Origin of the sequence: Pinibacter aurantiacus, from assembly GCF_019130065.1 — a bacterium.
GTDB lineage: Bacteria > Bacteroidota > Bacteroidia > Chitinophagales > Chitinophagaceae > Pinibacter > Pinibacter aurantiacus.
In genome coordinates, this window is record NZ_JAHSPG010000006.1 from 37,008 (window position 1) to 57,409 (window position 20,402).

Annotated in this window: 14 protein-coding genes and 1 tRNA gene; 3 read left to right on the forward strand and 12 right to left on the reverse strand. The window is 41.1% G+C overall.

Annotation, left to right across the window (positions count from 1 at the left end):
- Window positions 1–192: 192 nt before the first annotated feature.
- The 7 genes from bshC to KTO63_RS09885 all read right to left on the reverse strand — a co-directional run bounded on the left by bshC (window position 193) and on the right by KTO63_RS09885 (window position 7,713).
- Entirely contained in the window at window positions 193–1,791 is a 1,599-nt protein-coding gene (gene bshC, locus KTO63_RS09855; RefSeq protein WP_217791097.1) for a bacillithiol biosynthesis cysteine-adding enzyme BshC, read from the reverse strand.
- A gap of 317 nt (window positions 1,792–2,108) precedes the next feature.
- Window positions 2,109–2,576: a Dps family protein gene (locus KTO63_RS09860; protein ID WP_217791098.1), complete on the reverse strand. Its 468-nt coding sequence runs from the start codon at window positions 2,574–2,576 to the stop codon at window positions 2,109–2,111.
- A 134-nt stretch (window positions 2,577–2,710) separates the two neighbouring features.
- Window positions 2,711–3,586, reverse strand: a complete 876-nt coding sequence (locus KTO63_RS09865) for a transglutaminase-like domain-containing protein (protein WP_217791099.1) — start codon at window positions 3,584–3,586, stop codon at window positions 2,711–2,713.
- Window positions 3,587–3,826: 240 nt separating this feature from the next.
- Window positions 3,827–4,966: a glycosyltransferase gene (locus tag KTO63_RS09870; protein ID WP_217791100.1), complete on the reverse strand. Its 1,140-nt coding sequence runs from the start codon at window positions 4,964–4,966 to the stop codon at window positions 3,827–3,829.
- Window positions 4,963–5,919 carry a glycosyltransferase family 2 protein gene (locus tag KTO63_RS09875; RefSeq protein WP_217791101.1) on the reverse strand — a complete coding sequence of 319 codons (957 nt, stop codon included), beginning with the start codon at window positions 5,917–5,919 and terminating at the stop codon, window positions 4,963–4,965. Before KTO63_RS09875 ends, KTO63_RS09870 begins: the two co-directional genes overlap by 4 nt.
- Before the next feature lie 31 nt (window positions 5,920–5,950).
- Entirely contained in the window at window positions 5,951–6,445 is a 495-nt protein-coding gene (locus KTO63_RS09880) for a DUF4199 domain-containing protein (RefSeq protein WP_217791102.1), read from the reverse strand.
- A gap of 5 nt (window positions 6,446–6,450) precedes the next feature.
- Complete coding sequence (locus tag KTO63_RS09885) at window positions 6,451–7,713, reverse strand: dihydroorotase (RefSeq protein WP_217791103.1); 1,263 nt, start codon at window positions 7,711–7,713, stop codon at window positions 6,451–6,453.
- A 391-nt stretch (window positions 7,714–8,104) separates the two neighbouring features.
- Here KTO63_RS09885 and KTO63_RS09890 point away from each other — a divergent pair.
- Window positions 8,105–8,178, forward strand: a tRNA-Pro gene (locus tag KTO63_RS09890).
- A gap of 98 nt (window positions 8,179–8,276) precedes the next feature.
- On the opposite strand, the gene KTO63_RS09895 is transcribed toward KTO63_RS09890, so the two are convergent.
- On the reverse strand, window positions 8,277–10,895 hold the full coding sequence (locus KTO63_RS09895) for an Ig-like domain-containing protein (protein ID WP_217791104.1): 2,619 nt from the start codon (window positions 10,893–10,895) through the stop codon (window positions 8,277–8,279).
- Window positions 10,896–11,673: 778 nt separating this feature from the next.
- Here KTO63_RS09895 and KTO63_RS09900 point away from each other — a divergent pair.
- Together KTO63_RS09900 and KTO63_RS09905 are read left to right on the forward strand one after the other, a co-directional pair.
- Window positions 11,674–16,902, forward strand: coding sequence for a T9SS type A sorting domain-containing protein (locus KTO63_RS09900; protein ID WP_217791105.1), 5,229 nt, complete (start codon window positions 11,674–11,676; stop codon window positions 16,900–16,902).
- A gap of 124 nt (window positions 16,903–17,026) precedes the next feature.
- Window positions 17,027–18,052, forward strand: coding sequence for a helix-turn-helix transcriptional regulator (locus KTO63_RS09905; RefSeq protein WP_217791106.1), 1,026 nt, complete (start codon window positions 17,027–17,029; stop codon window positions 18,050–18,052).
- Between the two features lie 317 nt (window positions 18,053–18,369).
- Here the strand turns inward: KTO63_RS09905 and KTO63_RS09910 are convergent, their stop codons facing one another.
- Genes KTO63_RS09910 through KTO63_RS09925 form a run of 4 tightly spaced genes read right to left on the reverse strand, consistent with a single transcriptional unit; the run spans window position 18,370 to window position 20,385 of the window.
- Complete coding sequence (locus tag KTO63_RS09910) at window positions 18,370–18,828, reverse strand: type II toxin-antitoxin system RatA family toxin (protein WP_217791107.1); 459 nt, start codon at window positions 18,826–18,828, stop codon at window positions 18,370–18,372.
- Window positions 18,828–19,337: a hypothetical protein gene (locus KTO63_RS09915; RefSeq protein ID WP_217791108.1), complete on the reverse strand. Its 510-nt coding sequence runs from the start codon at window positions 19,335–19,337 to the stop codon at window positions 18,828–18,830. The genes KTO63_RS09910 and KTO63_RS09915 overlap by 1 nt, the downstream gene beginning before the upstream one ends.
- Window positions 19,338–19,395: 58 nt before the next feature.
- Window positions 19,396–19,833: a hypothetical protein gene (locus KTO63_RS09920; protein ID WP_217791109.1), complete on the reverse strand. Its 438-nt coding sequence runs from the start codon at window positions 19,831–19,833 to the stop codon at window positions 19,396–19,398.
- A 15-nt stretch (window positions 19,834–19,848) separates the two neighbouring features.
- Window positions 19,849–20,385 carry a hypothetical protein gene (locus tag KTO63_RS09925; protein ID WP_217791110.1) on the reverse strand — a complete coding sequence of 179 codons (537 nt, stop codon included), beginning with the start codon at window positions 20,383–20,385 and terminating at the stop codon, window positions 19,849–19,851.
- Window positions 20,386–20,402 lie beyond the last annotated feature (17 nt).

The window sequence follows — 20,402 nt, forward strand, 5'->3', positions numbered from 1 at the left end:
AAAAGGAAAGGGCTGTTTTTCTAAACGGGCCCTTTTTTTGTTCGTAGAGACGCATGAAAATGCGTCTCTGGTGTTGCGCCAAATCCCTGTTCAAAAAAAACGTTCGGTGCGACATGTGCCCGAACGTTGTAAATAATGTATGTATGAATGTGCCGTGCGGGTGCCGCACCAGAGACGCATTTTTATGCGTCTCTACGGGAGGGAAATAACGATGAATTCTTTGCCCAGGCCTTGTGTGTTTTTGTAAACACAATCGATAAATGTTGGTCCGTACTGCGCATAGAACGGCATAAAATTATCTGTTCTTTCCTGCAGGCTGTTATTCGGAAAGAGCGCCTTTTTGATCACTGCTATCTGATGCTGTTGTGCTGAGAATTTTCTTTTTTCTGCACGAAGCATTTTCTTTTGCAGATTCTGTAGTTGCTTTGCGCTTTTTGTGTGCAGTGCATCTACGTGTTGCAGCAATGTGGTGTCGATGTTGTTCACTACATCTTTCAAATGTTTGTACAATGCATCAAAGTCCTTGAACTCGTTGTTCAGATCGACCTGCACGTTGGAGTCACGCTTTACCAATTTTTCCAGCAATATGTTTTCAGGTTTGAAAAAGTCAGCAATGTCAAAATCGAGATGGCTGATCTTTTCATTCCATTTCTTTTCGACCACTAAAAACGAATTGCGCAACAGCAAAACAGGATAGGGAACGTTGTAATGCTCAAAAAGATCTTTTAGTTCCAGCCAGTACGCCAATTCCCCGCCACCACCGATGAATACAATGTTTGGTAAAATTGTTTCCTGGAACATTCCGCGCAATATAACGTTAGGGCTAAAACGTTCCGGATGCTGTGCCAGCTCCTGTTGTAATTCTTCTTTGGTAAAATGTATTTGTTGATGATCTACTTTGTAGCCGTCATTATTTTCAACAATGCGTTCGCGAATATTATCTTTTAAGTAAAAAAGGTTGATCTCTCTTGGATTCGCTTGTACTTTATAGTGGTGATCCAGTTTTTTAATGGTGCCTTCAACAATCGAAGAAGGTGTTTTGTGCAAAAAATCTTCTTCGAAAATTTTGTGCATGGTTGCCTTCAATGCCGCACTGTCAGGGATTAAAACGATCAGCCCATAGTTTGCGAAAAGTGCATGTGCCAGTTTGAATGTAGCCGTCTGGATATTTGAACCTTCTGCATAACATTCACGCAGCAGTTGGATCAAATCTTTGCCGTGAGGGAAGATGGATAATTGTCCGTCAAAAGCATCGATCATTTTCAGCAAAGCCTTGTCTACTTTCATTCTTCCAACGGCGCCGGTTTGTGTGGTTTGCCAAACAAATTTTTGTCCGTCAACTGTTACTTTGCCCAATTCATCCAGGTCAGCATCTTCGCTGCCCATATAATAAACGGGAACAAAATTGTATTGTGGTAACTGTTGCTTTAGTTCACCTGCGAGTTTTATGGTGTGCAATATTTTGTAGACGAAGTATAAGTAGCCGGTGAAGATATTCGGCTGGTGTGCCGTAACAATCGTAAATGTATTTTCCTGTAAAAGACTTTCGATGTTGTTGTTTACCTCAGTGGCGTTTGATACTGCAGCATATTGCTCTTTCAATGCATCCACCAGCAATTGCCTGTTGGTAGGGAATGCTTGTCTTGCCGCAATTGCTTGCTGTATGCCGTTTATATCCTGTGAATGTTTGTAGAAAGGTTGTAGTGCCTCTGCGTTTGCAATGTAGTCCAAAGTTATTTTAGAGAAGAACCCTGTCTCTGCAAATGAAGCATTGGTTGATGTGCAATTCATAGTTTACAAAAGTACATGTAATTTGAAAATTTGAAGATTTGAAAATTTGAAAATGGGGGTTAACGACAGAGTTTGTGATGATCGGTAGGCTTTTGTTTGGGAATTGTAATGTTGAATAAAAATGCCGAATAATATTCTGTCGATGAATGGAGCGTCGCAAGGATGGTGGGCTTTATTACAATTGCTGATAACACAATCGGAACCCAAAAACAAACAATGCCGATCAATAACCGGCACTGCTTTTTATTTGCTCATTTTGACGACTTGAAAAACCAGAGACCTTAATTTTCAAATTTTCAAATCTTCAAATTTTCAAATTATTTCAGGTAGGAGCGAAGCATCCACGCTTTTTGCTCGTGGAATCTCAACAGTCCGGTAAGGAAATCTGCGGTTCCGGTATCTCCGAGACCATCAACTTCTTTGATGTCTTTTCTGATGAGGTTAGCCAGTGTTTCGTGGTCGTTCACGAGGTTTTTCAGTTGCTCGTCCTGGTTAGTAGTGTATGCCGGTTCATCAAGACGTGCGAGTTCAAGATAGTCTTTCAATCTGCCTTCGGCGTGATGGCCGAGCATTCTTATTCTTTCGGCAACACCATCGATGTGTTCAGCCAGCTCTTCGTACTGTCCTTCATAGAGCTTGTGCATTTCCATGAAATTATCACCCTCGTAATTCCAGTGGTAATTTCTCGTCTTTGTATACAAAATTGTTTCGTCGGCTAAAAGAACATTCAATTTTTCTGCTGCTTGTTGCAAATGTTTTTCTGGAATGCCAATGTTCGGTTTCATGTTAACGCTGGTTTTATTTATTAATAAGTTTTGTGTAGTGAGTTATGGGTAACGAAAGTTACAAAAAAAATTATCCCTTATATCTGAGATTTGCCGCTTCTTCGACCAGCATAACTCAAAACTTGCAAAAAAGTTTACTCACCCAGCAGGTCGGAAAGGCCCATGAGTTCGTTATACTTGTACAAATGTTTGTCTTTTTCGAAACATTTTGCAAGTTCTTCCAGCAGTAATTGTATTACTTTTTTGTTATCGAGTGGCTTAAAGTAAGAGGTGACAGGTGGTACTGAAATACGGTGAAAGTAAGTATCCACGTCTTTTTGCGTGTATACCTGCCCATTAGTGGGATCTATATAAAATTGAATTCTGTCAGCCGGATTTTGCTTTACAGCTTCCCAATCGCCGTCTTCTACATCGTAATAGGCAAGGATAAACTGGCGAGGAATGTTAACTGCCCGGATGGGAATGTCCAGCAGGTTTGATATGATCAGCAAAAGAATTCCATTATTAAGTGTATTGCCTTTGCGTGCATCAAGCAGTTTATTGAGTAAAAAATCGTTGGGTTCGGTATAGGCAACTTCCATTCCTTTAATACGGTAGTATTTGTAAAGTATGGTCGTAATGACTTTTGTTTGCTCAAGGCAGGTGAGGTATCCGTTTAGCTCCAGCCATATATTGCGGCGCATTTTTTCGATCTCCTGCAATGCCTGCTCGGCTGTTAATTCGGGATATTGATATTTTGCAGCCAGCAAAGCCCCTCCTAAAAGATCAGGTTGCGGTTGGTCTTTCCATCTTGTAAAATCATCTGTAAGATCGCGGAAATGCAGGCGGTGGATGAGCAATTCGATACGCTCCTGCGTATTCTCGTCGGGAGTGTTTTCCCAGAGATGCTCCAGGTTGGGGATAATGTTTTTCCCAAACGAAATGATCCGGTCACTTACCATGCCAAATACTTCTCCATCGGGATCGTCCATAAGGTGAAAAAGGGCAGATATTTCTCGGGTTTCTTCCATGCAGTTTTCTCATCCAATTTGGAAATAAATTTCGTGTTAAGTCTACAATTTTTCAGATTAACTTTTCCACAGGGGTGAATAAGACGGCACGCAGATGACGCTGATTAGACTGATTTGTACTGATTAGTTCGTTGAGATACTTATCCAACCGGCCTTTTCATTTAGTGTTTTTTTTCAACGCATCGGAATAATGGGAAACAGGAACCGCGTAAATCAGTCTAATCAGCGTCATCTGCGTGCTCACTCTGCGATCGCTTCAATCGCTTCCGCCAGCTTCTGCCAGCTGTATTTCTTTTTCTCTTCTTGTAAAAATGGTAGGAAATGCGTTTCGCCCTGATTGAAATATTCAACTACGCTTTCGGCAATGGCTTGAGCATTGGGTTCACATACCAGGCCTACTTTGCCATTCGGCACGTAATCGGGCAAAGCACCGACATTAGTGACGATCATTGGTTTTTCGAAATGATAGGCGAGGGGAGTGACGCCGCTTTGGGTGGCGTTTCTATAAGGTTGTATAACGACGTCGGAGGCTCCGAAATAATATTTTACATCGTTATCTTCAATAAAATCTGAACTGACAACGACATTGTCGCTGATGCCTAGTTGTTGAATTTGTTGCAGGTAAATGTTTTGGTCATCATAAAATTCTCCTGCTACTAAAAGTTTGAAGCGGTCGTTCTGAAAATTTTTGTCCTTCAAAATTTTAATCGCATCCAGCAAAATGTCGAGGCCCTTGTATTTACGGATGAAGCCGAAGAAAAGCAAAATTTTATCTTCCTGATCGAGCTTGAGGTGTTGCCTGGCTTCGCTTTTGACAACGGCCTTCCCAAAATTGTCGTACAGTGGATGCTCCACTTTTTTAACAGGGACGGTTACGTTAAACTGCTTCAGATCCTTCATTACTTTATCGCTCATGGTAATGAAAGCGTCGCAGGGTTTGAGGAAATATTTTGTAAACGCCGTGTCGCCGGGACGTTTTTCGTGCGGTAAAATATTGTCCGTAATGGCGACGATCTTTGTGTGTTTATTTTTTTTAACGATCCTTAAAACGCTTCCCAGCGCAGGTCCCATTAAGGGCAACCAATAGCGCACTACCAATAAATCTGGCTTCAAAGCCTTTATCTCCTTACCAGTTTTCAGCCAGCTAAGTGGCCAAATGGAATTAAGGCGCTGAAGAATAGTTAGATCCTCCGGAGCGGGCCCGGTTGCATATTGCGTTTTTCCCGGAAAAAGAAAAGAAGGATACAGCAGGGTGAAATTGTAAATAGTTACTTCATTGCCCATGCCCATGAATTCCCTTGCAAGTCGCTCATTAAATGTGGTAATGCCTCCGCCTCTGAAAGGGTGTGCCGGGCCTAGAATAACTATTTTTTTGCTCATGCCTGATGTTGGTTCAATCCTAACTTTTGCTCAATTAAATAGGAGTTTCTCGAAGCAGAATTACGTGCGATCAGCTCACCCAAAAATCCTGCAAGGAACAACATTGTACCCATTACCATGGTGGTAAGGGCTATGTAAAATGAAGGTCTTGTAGTGAGTGAAAAACTGAAATCTATCAGTTTTGAAATGATCAGGTAAGTGCTTACTCCAAAACCGATGAGGAAGAAGATTGACCCCGCTAATCCGAAGAAGTGCATAGGACGTTTACCGTACCTGCCTACAAATGTTATTGACGCAAGATCAAGGAATCCGTTTACAAATCGTTCCAAACCAAATTTTGTAACACCGTATTTGCGGGCTCTGTGCTCAACCACTTTTTCGCCAATCTTTCTAAAGCCGCTCCACTTGGCAATTACAGGAATATAACGGTGCATTTCGCCGTATACTTCAATGCTTTTTACCACTTTTTTTCGATAAGCTTTCAGTCCGCAATTGAAGTCGTTCAACTTAATGCCGGAGACTGCACGGGTAGCTGCATTGAATAGCTTGGAAGGAATATTTTTAGTGAGCGTATTATCGTAGCGTTTCTTTTTCCATCCGCTTACCAGATCGAATCCATCCACAAGAATCATTTTCCTCAACTCCGGAATTTCATCGGGAGAATCCTGCAAATCTGCGTCCATCGTAATGATAACTTCACCAGATGCAGCCTTGAAGCCTTCGTTCAGCGCTGCGGATTTGCCATAATTTCTCTGGAAACGGATGCCTTTAATACAGTCGTTTTCTTTACGAAGTTTTTCAATCACGTCCCAAGAGTTGTCCGTACTTCCATCATCGATCAGAATAACTTCATAGCTATAGTTATTCGCGATCATCACTTTTTGTATCCATGCACAAAGTTCAGGAAGTGATTCTTCTTCGTTTAAAAGTGGTATTACAACAGATAAATCCATTCAATAAAGTTACTGGATGATAAATTGCTATTTAAGAATTCTTTTTTCTAAGTGCCGCGCCCAGGGCAGAACCGATTGCGCCGGTCACCAGCGTACTGATCAATGCCGATGAAATGGCGATGGGGATATAACCCTTGTTCACACTGTCTCTTGCCGTTTTTTCAATATCAGCAGGAAGTGTATTTCCTTGCTGTTTCAAAGCTTCGATGGTCGCCTTAACGGCATCTTCTTTTAGTTCGGGAAATAAAACCGTAACGGAGAAAACGGAGTAAGCGATCATAATGACCGACGTTACTGCGATGCTTTTAAAGCCAAACGCAAACGCGTTGCCAAATGAAAGTGGCTCTTCTGCTTTACCGCTGTAGTTTACAACGTTCAAAGCGGCCAATACAAACAATACAATCGCCGGCAAAAAAACAATTGCCGAATTGTTCTTGAGGCTGGTATATGAAATAAGGAGATACGCAATGATCACTGCAATTCCGATAACAAGGCCCGACAGTAAATGTGCATTTTTGGTCTTCATAAGTACTATTGATTAAGCGTCAGCTTTTTTCCGTAAACAGTTCCTGCAACTTTTCCTACAAAGGCTTTACCTATGAAAGGAGTGTTGCTGCATTTGGAAACTACATTTTTTTGAGTAAATGTATAATGTTCATCAGGTTGGTAAAGTGTTAAACTTGCCTTTTGATCAACATTGATGCTTGCGGGCTGATTGAATATTTTTCTTGGGTTAACAGAAAGCAGTTCTACAATTCTTTCTTCCTGCAACTGTGGCAAATAAGTTCTGAGAATGCTATAGCAGGTTTCGAGCCCTATCATGCCGTCTTTTGCATATTCAAACTCAAGAATTTTGGCATCATAATCCTGCGGCAAATGATGCGTAGCTATACAATCGATCACACCCTCGGCCACGGCTACACGAAGCGCTTCCATGTCCTCGCGTGTGCGAAGCGGTGGATTCACTTTAAGGTTGGTGTCATATTGCATCAGGTCCTCATCGCAAAGGGCGAGATGGTACGGTGCAACAGAGCAGGTAACCTTAACGCCATGTTCCTTCGCTTCTTTTATCAAAGCCACAGATTTGGGCGTACTAATGCCTGTAAAGTGAACACGAGAGTCTGTATATTTTGCGAGTTGAATGTCTCTTGAAACGATCAGTTCTTCTGCAATGGAAGGCTTTCCGGGCAGACCAAGGCGGGTGGAAATAATACCCTCATTCACCAGTCCGTGTGCTGCGATGCTTTCATCATCTGGAAGTTGCAGGATCACGCCGTCGAATGCTTTTACGTATTGCAAACCTTTCAGCAAAATGCCGGATGACTGCAGAGGATGTAGCCCGTCGCTAAATGCTGCGGCGCCGCTTGCATGCATGTCGTACATTTCTGCCAGTTCCTTTCCTTCCGTTTTCCTGGTAATGGCGCCTATCGGCAAAATTTGTGCTGGAAGACTCTCTGACGCACGAACGATATATTCCACTTGTGATTTGGTGTCGATTACTGGTTTGGTGTTCGGAAGTACCATTACGCTGGTAAAACCGCCCGCAGCCGCGGCCGCAGCCCCTGTTGCAAGTGTTTCCTTGTGCTCGATGCCCGGATCACAAAAGTGCGCGAAAACATCCATCCACCCCGGTGAAACGGAAAGGTTGGGGATATTAACTACTTCATCCGCCGGTTCTGTTATAGAAGAATCGATGGCGCGAATGATGCCGTTTTCAACTAAAATATCTTTTGTGCTGTTGTGAAAAGGAGAGGCTGGATCGTTGATTTTTGCTTTCTTGATTAGGACCTTCATTGCTTGAGAATTGAGCGAAGTTACGGGTTGTAATTCAATAATTTGAAAATTTGGGAGCCGGAAAATTTGAAAATTTTCAGAGCCAGCCCCAAAAGTGTAAGGGGTAACTTAATTTTCCAATTTCCACATTTTCAAATTTGCAAATTATTATGTTTTTCTCTTAGCTTTGCAGCCCTCAATTATATGTGATTGAGTAGCTTGCAGAGGTTTCGTTAGAATAATCTGTGATAGTTCGGGTGGTAGCGCATCCCGCAGGGGCGGGAGGGTCGCAAGTGAGCCGAAGTAAATTGTTCTTTTAGGTTTCAGCAGGTACTTGTAGTTATTTACTTTAACCCCAAACATTAAGTAAATAACTCAGGAAATAAATGTGAGACGAAGGTCTTGCAGAGTTCGGGTGGTGGCGCAGCCCGGTAGCGCACTTGTATGGGGTGCAAGGGGTCGCAAGTTCGAATCTTGTCCACCCGACTAAAAGGGTAACAACCCGATTTAAAAAAGCTCGTAAAATGTTGATTTTACGAGCTTTTTAATTTTAGACTTTTAAGCCTATGATCCTATATTCAATCTCATTGCTTTAAAAGCTTAACCTGTTTAATTCGTTTACCGCTTTTCCATATTTCTGCATAATAAACGCCCGATGCAATCTCCGAAGAAAGTTGAATGGACAAATTGTTTGAACCTTTTGATACTGTGAAAGATTGCTGTTTTACCAGCCGGCCCATGCCATCAAAAATACGAAGCTCTATTTGCCCTGCTTCCGACATATTTGCTGTTAGCATCAATCTATCTGTGAAAGGATTGGGTGACACTTGTATGTCAAATGCCTGTGCGATTAAAGCAACTCTGACAACAGGGGAATAAGTGTATTGATTATCCTGATCAACCTGTTTTAACCTGTAGGCAACGTATGCTGACGAGATGTTTGTAATGTCGTCGTTATAATGATATGAATGCAACTGTTGACTGTTGGTGCCGGGCACAAATGAAATGGTGCTAAAATCTGTTCCGTTTGTGCTTCTTTGGATCTCGAAGCCTTTGCTGTTATTTTCCTGGGTTGTCGTCCAGGAAAGCTTTGCGGTTTGATTTTGTAATTGCACAGAAAAATCCTTTAATACTATAGGCAACACACGTGAAGTCGTTTTCACATCGATTACAACATCATCCGTGGAGGTACAGGTGCCGCGTTGGATCGTCCATCTGAAGACATAATTTCCTGGTACGATGGATTGTACAGTGGCATTGTAATTTTCAGGGCTAACAATAGTTGGCAGGTTAGGGCCTTTAACGAATGACCATAACCCTGTTTCTCCCGAAGCCGGTGTACTTCCATTCAAGGATAACGTTGAAATGTCCGTAAGTCCCAATTGATCCCGACCCGCGTTGGCAGGCGCGATGGGATTGGCATTGATATTTGCCATAACCGGCACCCGGGCGCTTTCACAGCCACCTGTTTTTACATTATATTTTGTTACCCAATAGTTGGTTGATGAAGATATATCCGGGGTCAAATAACTGCTACCGTTTACCTGTACCGTATTGCCGCCGCTGGAAGCGTCATACCATTTATAATCTTCGCCGCTTGCTGCCCCGCTTGCAGTAAGCGAAACTTTTCCCGGACCACAGTTAAAGCCTGCTGTCGCGGTTGGTGGTGCAGCAGCTGATGTAATGGTGACATCGACTGGTTTTATTACGCTACAGCCACTAATATTGCTTGTTAATTGGATATAGTAGGTGCCGGATTGACCAATCGATTGTGGAGAGGTTATTGGACGTGTAGCCAATGCATCTTCATAATATGTTACTGTGCCGTTATTGCCAGTTGTATACCATACGGCCGGGTTGGAAGTAATATCTATTGTAGCGGGTTCGCAATTTGTTTGAGGAGAATTTACTGTCAGTAATTCTGCTGGTAAATTGTTTACCGTTACAGTAATAGTCCCGGCAGTACTTGTTTCTCCGTAAATGTCATTTACGAAATAATCATTGGTTACTGTTCCTGAGATAAATGCGGCGTCAGGAGTGAAATTGACAAGACCGCTTGCGTCTGTAGTAAAAACTCCTTTGCCAGGAATTGATTTTGTTTGTTGAATACCAGGTGTTGTAACATCCAGGTCGATGCTGGCTTTGTTGAGATTTACTCCTGCAGGGTAAGGCGCCTGGCCTCCACCGTTAGGTGTAAAATCATTTGATAATGGATCAAAATATTTTGAAACACCAGTACAGGTGCTATAGTTATCCGCCACTGCTGTAGGAGCATCGAGAGGTGAATATACGTCCATATATAAATTGCGAATCTCTTGGATATTAGTAGCGCCGCCAGTACTGCCGGTGAATCCAAATTTGAGTGTTGGAGGCGGTGCATAATTATAGGCAATATTCTTTAGTATAGTGTATTCTGTTGGGACTGCACCTCCAACTGTTATCTTCACCGTAAGGAGGTATCCTGTTACTATATCTGAACCATCGACAACAGGTTGCATTTCAATCCGCGCTTTTCTGTAACCCACGCTGGTCGGTTCTGTCGCTCTGCCCGGGGTGGAGTCAATAATTAGAAAACGTGGAGTAAGGTCTGTCGTTTTTTGTGTTGCAATCCAAGGGTAATCGGTGAGGTTAGTCGAACGGTCAAGCGCTCCAATTCCCGGACCCCTAACTGTAACAGCGTTGGTATCTCTTTCTCCAACAGTAGTTCCTCCAATTCTGCCCTGAAAGCCCTTTGAAAAATTTCCGTATGCATCAAAACCGATCCCAATATATCCTTTTGGAACACCAGGAATATCCGTCAGCTGCGCATATCCGAGTGAACCACCAAAAGCTCCGGGGTGAAAATCAGGGGTTGCAACCGTAGCGTCGTATAGAAAAAAACAGATGCCGTCACCAACCCATTCTCCATCGTGCATGAAGTATTCAAATTCGACCACCAAGCCGTTGTTGGAAGGAAACGATACGGAGCAGAATGCAACTCCAGATTGATAGTTATCATTGCTGGTGAGTCTTAAACAACCTTCGCCTGGAGGGTCGATTATTCCGGAGGTAAGATAGGCGGGTTTGTTTCCTTGCAGAATAACGCCCGCTGCAGTATTATTTTTAAATGTTTCGACATAAGGAAACTGAGCGTTTACGCTTAGGTAAACAATCAATGTCATGCAACAAAGCAGCACTCTCCGGCCAAAGAATGATAGCGCCATTTTAATCAATTTTAATTTGATGATAGTTAAAAGGAAAGGTTTGAAGTTGCGTGTTCCTGGTATTGTTTCACGTGCTGGCATGCAGCATAATTTTCAAGGTCGTCTCTAAGAATTTACGACTGTGTTTTTTGAGTTCAAAAGTCAAAGGTGGTCCTGATTGAATAGGCATTTATCGCAATTTGGCATTTGAATTTTGGAGCAATCTTTAATGAGTTTGCTCATCCAATCAAATGTCTTTTTATCCAAATGATGCCTCTGATTTATAATATCGCGAAGTTAGACCTGGCGGTTATTTTGTAGTTACGGAGAAAGGCAAAACACTTACGTATTTCGGCAAACTTACACGATCTGCTTCTGTTGAATTAAATGCAATTAATATTTATACACTAGTTGTAACAAACCATATAGACCCATTCAACGCATCATATTAAACAAATATCATTTTTCTAAATAATATTAGCGGATTTGTAATGTGAAGCAGTTTAGTCGTTCGTAATCTTGCACAATTATAATAGCAACGAACAACAATTATAAGCTACTTCATTGATCCTTTTGTTTTGTGCATACTCTCTAAAATATTTTAAGAGTATATGTCAAAATATTAACGTAATGACCATTAATGCTTCAGTTGGTTAGCAAGGATAAATTTTTTGCAAGGTTATTTTCAAAAGCTTGATTTTACTATTAATGTTCTACGTAAGCAATTGGTTATAGAACCATTTGTACCGTACCATTTTTGCAATTTGAACAAGTGTATTAGTCAATAAAATCTCGAACTATGAGAAGCCAAGCCAGAAGAAGACTGGTTCTATTTGTCGCCTTTCTCTTCCTCTTTTTGGGAAACAGTTGGGCGCAGTTTTTCACAATCTCTTATCCCGTCTCTGCGGAGAATATAACGAGAGCGATGGGACAGAGTAAAGTAACTGTCAAAGTTGTTTTCAACGCATCCTCATGTGTGGGCACTACCGTTAAAATTTCGTTACCTGTTTCTGTAAGCTATGTTCCCGGCACAATAACAAAAACCGGAGGAACTGCAGCTTTGGGTATCAGTGAAAAAAATATTTCAGATCTGCGCAGTCCGGTCTTCGATATTACCGGCACACCGGTTCTTGGAAATGAGATTACGTTTACACTTAGCCGTAATGCGTCCTGCGGGGCAGATGCACCGGGTAAAGACAGTGTTTATGTGTTCAGCAGTTGTGGCGACGCATCTGATCTTGTGCCTGAGAATGGAACGTATAATTTGCTTTCACCTGCATTAAGCATTGCACCGCCTGTTTCAATAAACAACGCCTATTTGGGAAAAACAGATATGCGAAGCTTTACTGTTACCAATGGCGGTAACGGCTGTGGGGACACGCTTCGCCTATATGTTATTTATCCAGCTGCAGGCATCGTTAATACAAATAGTAATCAGTTGTCTGTAGGCGGAATGAATTTTTCTCCGTGGCGCAGCAACGGCGATACTTTGTTTTACAAGATTTTTGGCGCCAGCTTATTTGGTGGTGATAATTTATTTTGTAATGGAGAAAGTGTTGCCTTCAACGAGCCCGTAAAAGTTGTAAAGTGTAACGCCGCTACCACCTATGGCATTTATTGGGGTAATACACCAGATCCCGGCAGCGCATGTCAACTTGCGGAAACATTCGGTACAGTAACAATGGCTTCCGGTTCTCCCAATTTTTCCCAGCCTTCCGGCAATACCGTTCGTACAAGTTTTACAAGCGAATGTGATTCCGCTGCATATCGCGTAACATTTACCAATGGCGGCACAGGCGAAATACATGCCGCGACTATGTACAACGTTAAAGTAGAGTACACTTTGTATGACTGGGAAAATTATTCGGCTTACCAGGGCGGTGCATTGGGCAATTTTAGCATAAATGGAAAAGGAGTTAATTACTCATCGCCTAATTGGCAGGATGGTGCAACATATGTTGATCTGAAAGATCAACTTACCGCAGATCCCGATGGTCCCGGCGTTGGCCTTGAAGATATGGACGGTGATGGGTTTTACGATGATCTGCCTCCGGGCCAGGTTTTGACACTCGATTTTAAAATGAAATATAACGGTGCCGAACGCTTTGCTTGTAATACTGATAAACACAGGCAATGGAACAACGTACTTTTTTATAACAATATGTGTGATCCCGAAGGCGCAGCCCTTACAAAATCCACATGGGCCTATGGTCCCACTGAAGTGGATGAAGAAGGATTTGGTTCATTGTCTCGGTTGCCTGTCAACATAGTTGGAGATGTGCCTTTCCGTTTTACATTCAATGCGCAATGGGCAAAAAATGATAACATCAATTTTGGTGTCAATGGCCGTTATCAATACCGCATGATACTTCCGGCTGGTGTAAGTGTGGTGGGGACGGGCAATCCTACTTATGGTACAACAAATGTTACATACACTATAAGTGGTGACACGATAATCATAACATCTCCGGATAATAAATTCGACAGTGCAGGAATTGATCTTGTATATAAATGCGGACCAAGTGTTAATCTAAGTTTCTGGCACGGTCTCCGCAAAATAAATGACTACGTCAACTATCCTTATTGCTATCCCGGTGGAGATAAATTCTGCACAACAATTAGTGGCTTTGGTCACTGTCCGCCTGCTATATGCGTGAATGGAGGTGCGGTTACCTATCTGCCTGTAATCAGGCGTGTGGATGGTTCTCTTGGCTGGACAGATTATACACTTACACAACGTCAATCAGCTACTAATATCAGCAGTTATGATTTGTCCAAAGCTCTTTACCTGGATACTATACAAATAATCGGAAGTGCACTTCAGCATGACAACTTCGATAATGTACACGTGATGTTGGAGCTTGATAAAACAACAATATCACCGATTGGTCAAAACAAACTCATACCATTAGACATGCATGTTGAAGTATGGCGGGCCGGTGCAAAAGTGAGTGATTGTGTGGTGAGCAATTCAAGTGATAGTTCCACCACAGCATCCCAACGCATTGACTGGAACTTGTGTTTGCCTATTGGTGGCATTAAAGAAGGAGATAGTATCTATACGGTTTCCCGTTACATAGTAGCTGTTAATGAAGGCTTACCACAACACGATGTGCAATCGGGCAATAGCTGGCATTTTTATAATAAAGATGCAGGGGGTGCTCCACACAGTTGTACAGAGGCTTGGGTGCCTGAAATGTATTTGGTAGGAACTGCCATTGGGGAATCCGTTAATACACTGGCTTCACCTGTTTGTGGCGAGTTTTCAACCGGTGATGGTATTTTTTCTCCGATAGGCAGAAGGTTTGATGCGACGGGAACAAACTATGCGAATGAATTTCGTCCAATGGCATTCATTGATTCTATTGTGTTAATCGTGCCACAGGGCTATGATTATAAATCTGCCAATTTGGAAAAATTTGCGAGTGCTGGATCTCCATCTGTAACCACCGCTCTAACACCTAATGTTGTGAATGGCAAAAATTACACTTTCGTAAATCCCGGCAACTGGCCATTCTTCGAAGTTGGCAAAATGCCAAATTACGGAGGAAGCTTTGTTCCGACAATTGCGTCTAATTGCCAGGTGACAACACTTGAAGAGATACAAGTAAAAGTGTATGTTAAAGACTACTACTATGCTTTTGGCAATGTGGCCAGCGTGCCTTCTGCCTACAAGTATTTGCTCGACCCCGGTTCTTCAGCCGATCTTGCGAAAGATAATGATCCTGCCGGCGGTTATAAAATGAACATTAATTACAATGCCACACAAAGACCCAATCTCGTTATACAGAACCAAACAGGAACAGTGCAAGGCGTTGCTACGCAACAATCATGGGACATCAAGATTAGTAACACAGGGCAAACAACAGCGAATAATCTTTGGCTCGCTTTTGAAAAAGGAAATGGAAAAGGAGGCATAAGCATTGACAGCGTTGTATTTGTACAAACTCATGCCAAGCCGACGGGGCTGGGCGCTTATTCTGCGCCTGGTATTACGGGTTACAACTGGTACAAACTAAGTGATGCCGGAATAGCTAGTGGCTCCGAGACTGTCCTGAGAGTTTATTTTAAGTACAGCAGCTGTACTAAAGATAGCATTCTGATGAAGGCAGGCTGGAGTTGTTCCGGTTATCCTTCACCCAATCCAACAAATTACCAGTGTTCTGTGAGCCAGGGTTATTTAACAGTGGATCCATTACCAAGTCAAATACAGGTTAATGTATTGCGCCAGCCTGGCGACAACGCTTCTATAAATTTATGTTCTCAAGACAGCGTTTTGCTCGTTGTTAACAGCGCACAGGGAGCCAATTTGATCAACCCCTATCTTACATTCCATACTCCTTTTGGTTTTAACGTAAGTCTTCCTGTCGAGGTAGAGTATCCCTATGGAAGTGGTGATTATCAAAACGCAAAAGTGACACAGCAGGCCGATGGAAGTTACAAGATAGACTTGAATGGTCACAGTGTAATTAACCAAACCGGATTATTGGGTACGCTTCAGGCGCAGAGTACTGAATTAAGGCAGGCAAAAGTCAAAATCAAATATTCAGTCGACTGTTCTTTTGCTTCTGGTTCACCGCTATTTCTTCAGTTCTATGGAAGTCTTCCATGTGGAAACAACTCAATTGGTAATGGCTCTATTGCAGCAACCAATGGGATTTACATAAATGGAGCTACGGCAGTTGGCAGAGCTGGGGGCAGCTTCATTCCGGGCGGTTCGTCTACATTAAAAATGGGGGAGCGACTTACGCTTGATCTTTCTGTTACACCAACTTCTGTAGGTACCCAACCGAAAGATTCTGTAGTGTATCTACTGCCGGCCGGATTGGGTTACGTTGAAGGAAGTTTTGCACCCGGCGGTAATTGTGGAAACTGCACGATTAGTGTTAATGGCAATGCGCTAATTGTGGCTTTACCTGTCGGAGTTGCAGCGGGCACACCTATTAATTACAGCATTGATGTTGAACCCCAGGCACAGGGTTGTGGCACCGTAAATATAAACGGATTATTTAAAAGGGAGGCATCACCCCTCAGTTGTGGTGAAACGTCTTGTTCCAGCACCAGGGTAGTGATAGGGCAGTTCAGCTCAGGCGATATCGTTATTGAGAAGCCGACATTCGTGCTCAGTAATTTTGATTTTGCACCGGCGGTTATAGTGCCAGGGTCGAACACAAAGACATACAATCTCACAATAACAAATACAAGTGATGTAGATGCTCCGGAAAACAGCTACGTTGTGAACATCTATTGTGGATCAAATAATAATGGTAAACTGTTGTATAGCTTCACTACTAGTGCTATCCCTGCAAACAGCAGCGTTCTTGAAGCAGGCAGCTTTAGTTTCACGTCCCCGCTGGATTGCGGTGCTGGTTTAGGGTTGTACGCTGAAATGCAGGATACTACAAAGACTGGTACTCCGGCTCTTTTATGTAATAAGCCTTCCGGTCTGGCAAGTTTAACGGTGTTGCCTGTAAAAATTGTTTCATTTAGCGGCCAGCACAAAGGAGATAATAATTTACTGCAGTGGGTAGCGACCAATGAAGTTAATCTGTATAGTTATGAAATACAGTACAGTTCAAATGGACGGGATTTTAATAATGTAGGAATCGTATATCCTGTCAAGGGTGGCAGTGGTGACAGGAAAAATTATAGCTACCTCCATGAAAATGTGAAGGGAAATGCCTGGTATCGGTTGAAGGTTATTGACATCGATGGGAAAATTGGCCATAGTAACGTTATCTATATAACTGTAAAACAATCAGGAGGTAACTTGAATGCGGTAGGTAATGGATTGTATCCGGTTCCTTTTTCCAACAGGTTGTATGTCAACCTCTATAGCAATGTAAGCAAGAAGGCTGTTATTAAAATAGTGAATAGCATCGGCATCACAGTCAAAGAAGTGGAGGTTGTACTTCGCGAGGGAAGTTCAGTTTATATACTGGAGAGTTTAGATAATTTGCCATCGGGTACCTATTCCGTATTTGTAATAACCGACAGTGATAAACTTGTAATGAAAAGCATGAAATAAATATTTGATTATCTGTTTGTACTTGAAAGGATGGCCGGAAGGTCATCCTTTTTGATTCACTATAAAATAGGTCTTGTTGCGAACCTTCTTATTGGACAAGTGTTTCTAGGGACAAAGCATTCCGATGAAAGAAATCGTTACCGATTGGGGAATTGATATGGCTCATTTTCAAAGCTTATATAAGAAAGTAGAGACGTTGTATGGAGAAGGAGTGACATTGAAGGATAACTGGATCCACTTTGATAATAATTTTGCAAAAGGTGAGGTGGGTTTTTTTCCTTTGAACAACCGCCTGTCGATAATGAAGCTGGATGTCCTATTTTCGGAAGCCGTTAATTTTAAAAGAAAGACAATTGAGAACCCAGATTATTATGCTTGTTTGTTCTCATTAAAAGAAGGAGTTGATTTGCATGCGTTTGATATAATTGAAGAACAGGAATGGAATCGTTTTGGTTTGCATGCAAGGCATTCCGTCTTATATTTTTCTTCTGATGTACATACCCTTTTCCGGGTTACTCCAAATGAAAGGATAAAAGTGCTGATTGTTGTTTTTACCTCTGATGCTTTGAGTGATTTTTTGCCTGTGAAACATCAAAATAGTGTTTCTCAATTATTTCAAGGTTCTACAGTTAAGGGGTATGCAAGTATGAGTGCAGGTATGATCGACGTTGTAACGGATATACTGCAAAATGACATGCTGAATGACTACCAAACATTATATCTCGCAGGTGCCTCGCATATGATACTGTCTATGTTAATGCAGCAAATAGAAAAGGAAAGTGAGCGGTTAGAGCAGTCAACCGGTATTCACAAAGTTGCAAGAATCATTCAGATAAGAAACCTGCTTGTCAATGATTTTTCGAAGGAGAACCCGCGTATTGAGGAACTTGCACGCAAGGCACAAATGAGCGTAGCAAGGTTCAAAATGGTATTCAAGGAACTGTTTAAATTGCCATGTTATCAATATTATCAGCGTCATCGCCTTCTTGCAGCAAAGCAAGAATTAACTCTTGGAAAATCTGTTACGGAAACAGCATATGAATTTGGTTTCAATTCAACCAGTAACTTTTGTGTCGCTTTCAAAAAAATGTTTAATATATCTCCCAGAGAAATAGCCAAAACAAAAGGTAAAATAGACAGTGCACTTTAACGTATTTCTGAGAATTATTTTAAATGCTTGTATTTATTGCTTCATTGATTTTGTCATATTTTTGGGATGTTACAGTTCCTAAAAATATTCCTGTGTGCAAATCCTTGAGCATGTAATTTGTTAGAAATTCATTTGATTAAATATCAAAGTTTTATAAAGCATTTTCGAATCTTGTGCACCCGACTAAAAGGGGTTCATCCCAATTCAAAAAAAGCTCGTAAAACGTTGATTTTGCGAGCTTTTTAATTTTAGCCAATCAAATAATTTCAAATAACGATAGAATTAAGTCAGTAAGCCGCACTGTTGCCAATACGGCGTTAGGCGTTTATGCTTTCGTTTTCCAGCTTATTCTTTAAATCAATGAGTCGCTGTTTTACGTTTGTCTGCAAATTGGTTGTAATAAAATTTGTCAATAAGTTAAATGGAAATCTAAGGGTAAATGAATATAGAAAAATTACTTCTGTTGTGTCGTTTGCAACTTGCTTAAAAGTCCAGGAACCGAAAAACGACTTGAACAAATAAGGACCTTTAGTCATTTTGATCGCTGTTACTCTCGGTCTGTTATATGTCACATATTCTGTCACCATGCCAAGTCCATTTTTGGCAACACAGTGGGCTTTAACACCTTTGCCTGCTTGTTTGGCACCCTCTATTAGTTCGGCTTTTTTCAAAAAGGTATCCCAATTTAAACGACTATTGTAGTCCTGAGTATAATCAAAAACGGCATCCACTTTTTCGTTTATCAGGATTGTCTCTGTAAACTTTATTTGTTCCATTATTCAGAGTTTTTCTTGATTGATTTCAATAAATAACGCTGAAAAACTTTCAATATCATTCTTGCAGGAATATTGAATAGAAAGTAAAGACGTTTGTCAATGCTATATGTCGTTGTTAGTTGTAGTGTTGTCGTTTCGCCTGTTGTTGTTAAATAGTAAGCACCTGTTGGAATTTGAAAAACGCCTTCGGAAAGTTCAAAGAAGTATAAGACTTTAAATCCCTTTTCCGGATTGAATGAGAATGAATATTCTCTCAATGGCTTCCAAACTAATATTTCCTGAATAAACTTTTTTCCACTGTCAAAGTATGCGATTCGTTTTTCCCCTTGTCCTTCTGAAATAATGTCTGCTCTTAGTGGCTTTGGAATGTCAAGTAGTTTGAAAATTGCCGGATCTGAAAATTGTTCAATCTTCACGTTCGTAATGTTTTCCCAAATGATTTCAGGTCGTCCATTAATGTTTATTGTTGAACCAAGTGTCTTTGCGATATGTCGATTATTATTTTTCAAATTTCTTCGGGTTTTAGTCTCTTCGTTCGAATTATTGGTAAAGTTTGAAAACTTATAGTCAAGAATAATTTCCGTCCATTGAAACAGGGTCAAAACTATCCTTCATAACGAAAAATTTTATGAGCGCTGTATTATTTGTTCCGTGTTCCTTGTCAATCGTAAAACTTTGTCCTGGAAGTGTTTTTTCTAATTTGTCGGCAATTATATTTTTAAGATTTTTCAAATCTTCGATTGTGCCGGCAATGTAGTTTTCTGTTATTTCCGCTTTGTGCCAGGTCATTACTTTTAAATAATTGTAAGGCCCACAATGGCAATGTTCAGAAAGAAAATCGTTTGTTGGTTCAGTTGTGTAGTTCTTCAGAAGTTTTACAAAATTGTACAGCCCATGTTTACTTCCATAAAGCCTCCATTGGCTTTTGTTCCCTTTCTTTTCCAGGTCGTAATAAAAGTCGAGCTCGCGCCATTCGTCTTTGATTCTTTGGTCGATGTTGGTCATTGTTTTTGGTAATCGTTATTTTATTTTGTGGAAGAAGAACTGCATCTTGCTTGGGCCGTCACCGACAAACAAGAAATTACCACTAATATAATTATAGTAGTAAACAATTAAGTCATCACTTTTTGTTTCATAAATTCTTAATCTTTGAATATCATGCGTGCTAAAAAGAACATGAACAACAGGAGGAATTTCAAGTTGCTCTTTCTTAAAATAAATCTCGTAATAACCTTTTTTTGAAAATTTTCCATTTAAAGTAGTCGCTTTAAAAACTGACGTGTCTTTATAGTGTAAACAAAGTTGCCCCTTTGAATTGAAATTAATTTGAATAAAATCTAAGTCAGACTTTAATGTTTGGGATGTGTCAAAAAGACTGACAGCTGTTTCTAAATAATCTTTCTTTGTAACCTGAAGATTAGATCTGATGAGATAAGGTTTATTATCGTAGGCACCTTCAAATTTGTTAGAAATAGGATTTATGTCCGACTTCTTTATCCTGGAAGTTGTTTCACAAGAGCACGCGGATATGATAAGTAATAAAAAAAAGTATTTCATGTTTGATGGGTTACTGG

Bases quoted from the DNA above. Each gene is read 5' to 3' on its own strand.
- KTO63_RS09860 (WP_217791098.1), bottom strand. From the start codon at position 2,576: ATGAAACCGAACATTGGCATTCCAGAAAAACATTTGCAACAAGCAGCA.
- KTO63_RS09910 (WP_217791107.1), bottom strand. From the start codon at position 18,828: ATGGAACAAATAAAGTTTACAGAGACAATCCTGATAAACGAAAAAGTG.
- KTO63_RS09900 (WP_217791105.1), top strand. From the start codon at position 11,674: ATGAGAAGCCAAGCCAGAAGAAGACTGGTTCTATTTGTCGCCTTTCTC.
- KTO63_RS09865 (WP_217791099.1), bottom strand. From the start codon at position 3,586: ATGGAAGAAACCCGAGAAATATCTGCCCTTTTTCACCTTATGGACGAT.
- bshC (WP_217791097.1), bottom strand. From the start codon at position 1,791: ATGAATTGCACATCAACCAATGCTTCATTTGCAGAGACAGGGTTCTTC.
- KTO63_RS09870 (WP_217791100.1), bottom strand. From the start codon at position 4,966: ATGAGCAAAAAAATAGTTATTCTAGGCCCGGCACACCCTTTCAGAGGC.
- KTO63_RS09920 (WP_217791109.1), bottom strand. From the start codon at position 19,833: ATGACCAACATCGACCAAAGAATCAAAGACGAATGGCGCGAGCTCGAC.
- KTO63_RS09925 (WP_217791110.1), bottom strand. From the start codon at position 20,385: ATGAAATACTTTTTTTTATTACTTATCATATCCGCGTGCTCTTGTGAA.
- KTO63_RS09885 (WP_217791103.1), bottom strand. From the start codon at position 7,713: ATGAAGGTCCTAATCAAGAAAGCAAAAATCAACGATCCAGCCTCTCCT.
- KTO63_RS09880 (WP_217791102.1), bottom strand. From the start codon at position 6,445: ATGAAGACCAAAAATGCACATTTACTGTCGGGCCTTGTTATCGGAATT.
- KTO63_RS09905 (WP_217791106.1), top strand. From the start codon at position 17,027: ATGAAAGAAATCGTTACCGATTGGGGAATTGATATGGCTCATTTTCAA.
- KTO63_RS09895 (WP_217791104.1), bottom strand. From the start codon at position 10,895: ATGGCGCTATCATTCTTTGGCCGGAGAGTGCTGCTTTGTTGCATGACA.
- KTO63_RS09875 (WP_217791101.1), bottom strand. From the start codon at position 5,919: ATGGATTTATCTGTTGTAATACCACTTTTAAACGAAGAAGAATCACTT.